Source organism: Gracilimonas sp. BCB1 (assembly GCF_040117685.2).
In the GTDB taxonomy this organism is placed as follows: Bacteria; Bacteroidota; Rhodothermia; order Balneolales; family Balneolaceae; genus Gracilimonas.
In genome coordinates this window covers 141,225-150,000 of the sequence record NZ_JBEDYP020000009.1, presented here as the reverse complement: position 1 = coordinate 150,000, position 8,776 = coordinate 141,225, and the positions used below count along the sequence as shown (strand labels likewise).

Genomic DNA, 8,776 nt, shown 5'->3' with positions numbered 1-8,776 from the left:
GCGGCGAGCGAACGGGAAGCAGCCCAAACCGGCTTCCTACGGGGAGTCGGGGTAGTAGGACCTGCATAATCGAAGCGAGCTTAAGTCGAAACTGCCTGGAAAGCAGTCCCACAGAAGGTGAAAGGCCTGTAGGCGTACGGCGAGCGGAGAGGCGGGTATCCTGAGTAGCGCGGGGCTGGTGAAACCCTGCGTGAATCTGCCGGCACCATCCGGTAAGGCTAAATACATCTGTATGACCGATAGTGAACCAGTACCGTGAGGGAAAGGTGAAAAGAACGCCGAGAAGGCGAGTGAAATAGTACCTGAAACCGTGTGCTTACAAGCGGTCGGAGGTCCTTCGGGACTGACGGCGTGCCTTTTGTATAATGAGCCTACGAGTTGCTCCTGTTGTGCGAGGTTAATCCGCTAAGCGGAGGAGCCGCAGCGAAAGCGAGTCTGAAACGGGCGTGCAGTACAGCGGGGCAGACGCGAAACCAAGTGAGCTATCCATGGTCAGGGTGAAGTGGGGGTAAAACCCCATGGAGGCCCGAACCGCCAGACGTTGAAAAGTCTTCGGATGAACTGTGGATAGGGGTGAAAGGCCAATCAAACTTGGAAATAGCTCGTACTCCCTGAAATATATTTAGGTATAGCGTCTGGTTTTGTCTCTCCGGAGGTAGAGCACTGATTAGGCTAGGGCCCTTCACCGGGTACCAACCCTAGACAAACTCCGAATACCGGCAGAGAGCCACCAGGCAGTCAGTGGCGGGGTGATAACGTCCCGTCGCGAGAGGGAAACAACCCAGACCACCAGCTAAGGCCCCCAAATGTATGTTAAGTTGAACAAAGAAAGTTGGGTTGCCCAGACAACTAGGAGGTTGGCTTAGAAGCAGCCATTCCTTTAAAGAGTGCGTAATAGCTCACTAGTTAAGCGGCCCGGCGTCGATAATACACGGGCATTAAACATACTGCCGAAGCTGTGGACTCTAATAGAGTGGTAAGGGAGCATTCCAGGGGCGCAGAAGCCGGATCGTGAGATCCGGTGGAGCCCCTGGAAGCGAAACTGTAGGCATGAGTAACGAGAAGACGGGCGAGAAACCCGTCCACCATAAACCCAAGGGTTCCTGATCAACGCTAATCGGATCAGGGTTAGTCGAGACCTAAGGTGTAGCCGAAAGGCGAAGCCGATGGCAAACCGGTTCAATATTCCGGTACCGAGTTGTACGCCAGGCTAAGGCGTGACGCAGAAGTGACACTCCCGCGTGCTGACGAATGCACGTTAAAGGGCGTAGGCTGGGAAGCAGGCAAATCCGCTTCCCGTTAAGGCTGAACCCCGACAGTACTCTGAGCCTGCGGGCAAGGAGATAGTGGAGGTAATCCCGCTGCCGAGAAAAGCGTCGTAGTTTGTACAACCCGCTCGTACCCCAAACCGACACAGGTGGGTGAGGAGAGTATCCTAAGGTGCTCGAGTAATTCATGGCTAAGGAACTAGGCAAATTCGATCCGTAACTTCGGGAGAAGGATCCCCTGGGCGTCTTCGGGCGTTCGGGGCGCAGTGAAAAGGCCCAAACGACTGTTTACCAAAAACACATGTCTCTGCTAAGCCGCAAGGCGATGTATAGGGACTGACACCTGCCCGGTGCTGGAAGGTTAAAGAAGGGGGTTAGCTTCGGCGAAGCCCTTAACTGAAGCCCCAGTAAACGGCGGCCGTAACTATAACGGTCCTAAGGTAGCGAAATTCCTTGTCGGGTAAGTTCCGACCTGCACGAATGGTGTAACGATTTGGGCACTGTCTCAGCCATGAGCTCGGTGAAATTGTGGTATCGGTGATGACGCCGATTACCCGCAGCGGGACGAAAAGACCCCGTGAACCTTTACTACAACTTTACATTGGCTTTACCGGATGCATGTGTAGCATAGGCGGGAGACTTTGAACCCTGATCGCTAGGTTGGGGGGAGTCGCCCAGTGAAATACCGCCCTTGCCTCAGGTGAATTCTAACCTCCGGGCAACGGAGGAACAGTGTATGGTGGGTAGTTTGACTGGGGCGGTCGCCTCCTAAAGAGTAACGGAGGCTCCCAAAGGTACCCTCAGCACGGTTGGCAATCGTGCGTAGCGTGTAAAAGCATAAGGGTGCTTGACTGCAAGACACACAGGTCGAGCAGGAACGAAAGTTGGGTTTAGTGATCCGGTGGCACCGCATGGAAGGGCCATCGCTCAAAGGATAAAAGGTACTCCGGGGATAACAGGCTTATCTCCCCCAAGAGTTCATATCGACGGGGAGGTTTGGCACCTCGATGTCGGCTCATCGCATCCTGGGGCTGGAGAAGGTCCCAAGGGTTTGGCTGTTCGCCAATTAAAGCGGTACGCGAGCTGGGTTCAGAACGTCGTGAGACAGTTCGGTCTCTATCTGCTGTGGGCGTAGGAATATTGCGGAGAGCTGCTCCTAGTACGAGAGGACCGGAGTGGACGCACCGCTAGTGTACCTGTTGTGTGGTCGCATGCATCGCAGGGTAGCTATGTGCGGAAGTGATAAGCCGCTGAATGCATCTAAGCGCGAAGCACGCTCCAAGATAAGTATTCCCTAAGAGCCTCCTGGAAGACGACCAGGTAGATAGGTAGCAGGTGTACCCATGGTAACATGGTTAGCCGAGCTATACTAATTAGGCCACTGGCTTCGGTTATATGGTTTGCACGGGTCCCCGTGCAGCCCCCTGTAATCAGCTAAGTTTATAAACCCCGTTACTATTGCTGGCTCATCATGTCAAAGAACTTTTTTTTTTGATACGAAGTACATACTGATTTTTATTGAAGGTGACTCTAGCGCAGGGGTCCCACCCGTTCCCATCCCGAACACGGACGTTAAGCCCTGCAGCGCCGATGGTACTCCCACAAGGGGTAGAGTAGGTCGTCGCCTTCTTCCTTTTTTACCCAAGCCTCTTCGCCATCCGAAGAGGCTTTTTTTTTAAGGAATTTATTTTTTGAAATAATTTACCTACCTGATCTTTTTCCTTAAGTTAATAGCCCGAATAATTTCAAACACCAAATCAGGCAGTATAGAAAATAGCTACGGTTAGTGACCATCTGCGAGCAACTGCTTGCAATCAATTACTTTAAGAAACCGACATCTAATTGGTTGATATGATTAAGAAATTATTCTTTCTATCTATTTTCTGTAGCATTCCTTTTGTATCCCTATCGCAAGGTCTTGAAAGCTGGAAGGCCTATCCTTCGTTTTCTACGGTAAATTCCATTACGGTTAATCAAGACGAAATATTTAGTGCTACTTTAGGGGGTATTTTCAGTGTAGAGAATGGAGAAATAAGTCAACAACTGACGATCCTGGATAAACTGTATCGATCAAATCCCACTTCTATTATTGCCGATACAGAAAATGACCGATTGATTGCCGGTTATATGGACGGAAATCTTGATATAATTGATCTGGAAACAAATGAAGTTGAAAGAATCGAAGATATAAAGAGGGTTTCTCGTTTCAACTCAAAAAGCATCAATGAACTTCAGATATATGGCGACCGGCTTTATGTAGCCACCAGTTTTGGTATTGTAGTGTATAACCTGCAAAACCTTTTTGTTGAAGACAGTTATCTTCAGCTGGGCAGTTTTGATATGGGTGTTCAGGTAAATGACCTCGATATTGTGTCAGACACCATTTATGTTGCTACAGTACAGGGGGTAGCTTATGGAAGCTTAAACACTAATCTGGTTGAAGCTGATAAATGGGTAAATTATACAGAAGCTGAGGGGCTTCCTGCCAATACTGTTCAAGGGATTAACTTTTTTAATTCTGAGATTAATGTTCTCATCGACGGCAGCATTTATACACAGGTGGATAGTACTACCTGGGGACTACACCCTGATTTTCCATCAACTAATATACGCAGTTTTCAAAAAAGTATGGACGGTCAGGAATTGGGAGCCGCTACATCATCTGCACTTACCATCATAGATTTCAGTCAGAATTCAACAAGTCTAAATCTGAGTTTGGAAAGTACAATTACGGAGCTTCACTTTAACAGTGAACGAATCTTTTTGGGTACGACCAATGAAGGACTCGTATTGTTGGAAAACAGGAACACCGTGCCTGATTTTTATTTACCCAGCGGGCCTTACCTCAATTTCTTTGGAAATATAAAAGTGGAGGATAAAACACTGATTGGAACTTCAACCTCCTCATTTCCAAGTGCGGATGAATTCGCTTATTTAAGGGGGTATTATATTTTTAAAAACGGTGAGTGGAATAACTTCAACAGAAATACGAGTTATGCCTTGAGTAGTATAGCTTATGCGTATTCACTAGGCTCAAACGATTCTTCCTATTATTTCGGAAGCTGGGGAGATGGTATCATTAAGCATCAAAAATCAACAAGTGAAATCACTCAATATGACAGGTCGAATTCAAGCCTGGTTGGGATTGATGAAAATCCCGATTATGTAGTGATTTCCGGCTTGGAGGATGACAGCGATAATAATATGTGGGCTGTTTCTTATTGGGCAGAGTTTCCCCTTTATATGCAATTAAATGAGACGGAAGAGTGGATACCGTTCCGTGGGCGGGCCGGAAGCAGTTTATACTTTAATTTATTTATCGATTCATTTGACCAGAAATGGGTTTCTCTGGTTAACAGTGATAATGTTGGTCAGGGTTTATTGGTGCTGGCAACCGGAGATGCGACAGATCCTAACGATGACAGCTCGGTGCGACTGTCGTCAGCAATATCGAATGGGAACCTCCCTGATGACAAAATAAATGCTTTCATTCAAGACAAGAACGGAGAAGTTTGGATTGGTACCGGACGTGGAATTGCCCGGTTCATCTTTCCGGAACTGATTATTGAAGGAGGGCCGGAAGAGCGGCAGGCTCAATGGCTGATTAATGAAGATACCACAGCAGCTTCCCGTTTTTTACTGCGAGATGTAAATGTAAGTACGATGGCCGTGAATGATGCCAACCAGAAATGGATTGGAAGTGTAAATCAGGGAATTTGGGTATTAAACGATGAAGGAAGCCGGATCATAAACCGATTCACAACAGAAAACAGCAATCTGATTTCAAATAATATTGAGTCTATTGCTATTGATAATGAAACAGGTGAGGTTTTTATAGCTACTGATCTGGGGTTGGTGAGTTACCTCGATATTCCAAAGGCTCCGGTAAAATCAATGAACAAGCTTAAAGTGTTTCCAAATCCATTTAGCTACTCTAAACATAGCCGGATTGTGGTAGAGGGATTGAGTGAATCGACCCGGATAAAAGTACTGGGTGTGGATGGTATCGTTGTAAACGAACTTACGGCCCGGGGAGGAAGAATAAGCTGGGATGGATTTGATTACAGTGGCAACCGCTTGGGAACAGGCGTTTATTTCCTAATTGCTTATGAAGATAGTGGCCGGGAAACAGGGGTTGGAAAAGTTGTAATCGTAAAATAAGGGCCGAATATGTGTTGGAATAAAATATTGACTATCACCCCAAGAACTTAGGATTTTAAAGCGTGCAAAATGCAGCTCCTCATATCTCGGTGGTAATCGTTAACTATAAGGTTAAAGAGTATATAGCCAATCTGCTAAACTCTTTAAAGAAAGCACAACACGACTTTAACCTGGAAATATTCGTAGTAGACAATGATTCCGGGGATGATTCTATTTCCTACCTCAAAAAGCGCTATCCGGAAGTTCATTACATAGCCAATGATGAGAACGTCGGTTTTGGACGAGCGAATAATCAGGCCATCAGGCAGGCAAAAGGTGAGTTTACTCTTATCATCAATCCTGACACACTGGTAAGTGAAGATACGCTCGATGTACTGGTAAAGCACATGAACAAGCAGCCGGAGTGTGGCGCAGCAGGCTGTAAGATTTTAAACCCGGACGGTACTTTCGCACCCGAATCCCGACGATCGATTCCCACCATTTGGTCGGCTTCATGTAAAGTTTTTGGACTGAATACATTGTTCCCGGAGAGTAAGCTGTTTGGTCAGTATTACCTGAGCTGGATGGATGAAAATGAAGCTGGTGAAATCCCCGTTCTTTCAGGTTCTTTTATGTTTTGGCGGACTGAGGTGCTGAAAAAGCTGGACGGTTTTGATGAACGCTTTTTTATGTACGGAGAAGACATTGATCTTTGTTACCGGGTGCAGAGTACAGATTATCGAATTGATTACGTCCCTGATACTTCCATCATCCATTACAAAGGGGAAAGCACCAAAAAAGGCGACCTTAGATACATTCGAATCTTCAATAAAGCGCTATACCAATTTTTTGATAAGCATTACAGCTCCCGGTACAGCCTGTTTTTCAGGGTCTTTATTTATTTGGCTATTTGGTTGAAAACAGCCCTCTCTTTTATCTCGACGAATCTGAAAAAGCTGAAGCCGGTATTTGCCGATTTAATCTTACTGAATCTGTCGGTAGCGTTAGGATTTGTGATTCGATATGGGATTAAAGGCACAAATATATTGACTCCGGACGGGACCAAATATCTCTGGATAAACCTGTTGATGACACTCCTGTTCCTGTTTGGCGGCAGCTTACTTGGCATGTTCCGAAAGAATAAAGAATCCATTTCAACCGCTCTGAAAGCTTTAACCACCACCTATGCGGGCGTGGTGATTATTACGTTTTTTGTACGGGACCTCGCTTACTCCCGGTTAGGCCTTATTTTCGGGTTTATTTTAGGAGTGATCTTTTTTGTCAGCTATAAATTGATCAAGGTGAACAGAACCGATACGAGTAATGTGAACAGGGGAAGGCTTCGGAATTCGAGGGTGATTCTGGTAGGGGATGCCGGGCAGTCGGCCGATATCACTTCAAAAATACACACCCGTCCCGACTGGAGTTATGAGGTTGTAGGGTATGTTACTGTTGAAGACAACGATGAGGAAGCGTTAGGCAGCTTGTCTCAGCTTCGGGATCTGGTGAAGGCTTATCAGGCAGATCAGGTGTTTTTTGCGTTAAATTCCATCAGCTATAAACAGATGCTGAAGGAAATTTCGAACCTTCAGAAAGAAGAGGTGGTGTTTAAGTTAATTCCGGATTCCATGGACTTTATTTTAGGGAAATCAAATGTGGAGTACCTGGAAGCCATTCCTTTGGTTGAAGTTGAGTTTGAATATTCCAAGCCCATCAACCGGTTGTTGAAGCGATTGCTGGATCTTGGATTATCGGTGCCTGTTTTCGTTTTGTTGATGTTGGTCTGCTGGCCGGCTTTGCTGTTTTCTAAAAGGAATTGGGTTCATGTTGATGGGATAAAACTGTATCAATACGTTGAAAGGAATAAATGGAAAAACCGGCTACGGTTATTGGGTTATGTGATTTCAGGTAAGCTGAGTTTGGTTGGGGCGCCTATTAGTGAATCGGTGTTGGAACAATCAGGGACGGCCAAAAAAGGGATTACCGGACTTATTCAGATCAGTAAAAACCGCATACAGCAGGAAGAAGAAGCTGAAAGTTTTGGCTTGTATTACCTGCAAAACTATTCGCTGTGGATGGATATAGATATCCTTATAAAAACCCTGTTTAACGGACCTTATCCTTTAGAGATAATAATAGAGGAAGAGAAAAAAGATTAAATCCTATTCTCCAGCCTTTCCACCATTCCGGGATACCATTCTCCAAAAGTGTCATCCGCTATTCGCTGCCGCACTTCTTCCATCAGCCATAAATAAAAGGTAAGATTATGGACGGAAGCCAGCACCATCCCAAAAATCTCGTTATTTCGAATCAGGTGATGGATATAGGCCATGGTGTATTTATTGCATAGCTCGCTGGGAAAGTCAGGATCAAGATAGTCATGATGTTCTTTCCATTGGGCATTTCGGATATTCACCCTGCCATTCCGGGTGAAAATAGTGCCATTTCGGGCATTTCGTGTTGGCATCACACAGTCGAACATATCCACGCCGCGAGCCACACCTTCCAGTAAATTAGCCGGTGTTCCTACGCCCATCAGGTAGCGGGCCTTTTCTTTCGGTAGATAATCGGTGTTCAAATCTGTGAACTCGTACATCAGGTCTATGGGCTCGCCCACACTTAATCCCCCAATGGCAATGCCTTCAAAATCCTGGTCGGCCATAAACTTGGAAGACTCAATCCGTAAATCCTTATACGTTCCACCCTGCACAATACCGAACTGAGCTTGTTCATGTCCATATAGCGGTTCTGTTTCAAGAAAAGCTTTTCTACCACGTTTCGCCCAGCGGTGGGTGAGTTCCATAGAGTTTTTGGCATATTCATAGGAACTTGGGTAAGGCGGACATTCATCCAGCAGCATCATAATATCAGATCCCAGAATACGCTGTGTTTCCACCACATTCTCCGGGGTGAAGGTATGCCTTGATCCGTCAATATGACTTTGAAAGTGAGCTCCTTCCTCATCCAGTTCGCGGTTATCGGAAAGGGAGAAAATCTGGTATCCACCGGAGTCGGTAAGAATGGGCAGGTCCCAGTTCATAAATTTATGCAATCCTCCCGCTTCTTTGATTATATCACACCCCGGCCGTAAATACAGATGGTAGGTATTACCGAGAATAATCTGTGCTTTAATCTGATCTACCAGGGTATCCTGTGAAACTCCTTTTACTGTTCCCAGGGTGCCAACGGGCATAAAAATAGGAGTTTGAATAGTGCCATGTGCCGTCTGTAGTTCACCAAGCCGTGCTTTCGTGGTAGATGCTGTCTTTTTAAGTGTGTACAATCTAAATGAAATTTAAGTTTTAGAAGTTATGCAGCCTATCTAAAATTGCTTATTTTGGCAATCTTAAAAATGAAAGGCCTCATAT

3 protein-coding genes and 2 rRNA genes (1 of these 5 running past the window's edge) are annotated in these 8,776 nt (G+C 45.9%); 4 read left to right on the top strand and 1 reads right to left on the bottom strand.

Annotation, left to right across the window (positions count from 1 at the left end; genetic code table 11):
* The 4 genes from ABFW99_RS04760 to ABFW99_RS04745 all read left to right on the top strand — a co-directional run.
* Positions 1-2,662 (top strand): 23S ribosomal RNA (locus ABFW99_RS04760); it begins 231 nt to the left of the window's first position.
* A 126-nt stretch (positions 2,663-2,788) separates the two neighbouring features.
* Positions 2,789-2,898 (top strand): 5S ribosomal RNA (rrf, locus tag ABFW99_RS04755).
* Positions 2,899-3,119: 221 nt separating this feature from the next.
* Complete coding sequence (gene porZ, locus ABFW99_RS04750) at positions 3,120-5,429, top strand: type IX secretion system anionic LPS delivery protein PorZ (RefSeq protein ID WP_349355718.1); 2,310 nt, start codon at positions 3,120-3,122, stop codon at positions 5,427-5,429.
* Between the two features lie 62 nt (positions 5,430-5,491).
* Positions 5,492-7,567 carry a glycosyltransferase gene (locus ABFW99_RS04745; RefSeq protein ID WP_349355719.1) on the top strand — a complete coding sequence of 692 codons (2,076 nt, stop codon included), beginning with the start codon at positions 5,492-5,494 and terminating at the stop codon, positions 7,565-7,567.
* Here the strand turns inward: ABFW99_RS04745 and tgt are convergent.
* The gene (gene tgt, locus ABFW99_RS04740) at positions 7,564-8,691 is read right to left on the bottom strand and encodes a tRNA guanosine(34) transglycosylase Tgt (protein WP_349355720.1); all 1,128 of its coding nucleotides are present in this window, start codon (positions 8,689-8,691) and stop codon (positions 7,564-7,566) included. The genes ABFW99_RS04745 and tgt overlap by 4 nt on opposite strands.
* Positions 8,692-8,776: the final 85 nt, after the last annotated feature.

What these genes read in the sequence shown, in the direction of transcription:
- porZ (WP_349355718.1), top strand. Translation starts at nt 3,120, where the DNA reads ATGATTAAGAAATTATTCTTTCTATCTATTTTCTGTAGCATTCCTTTT.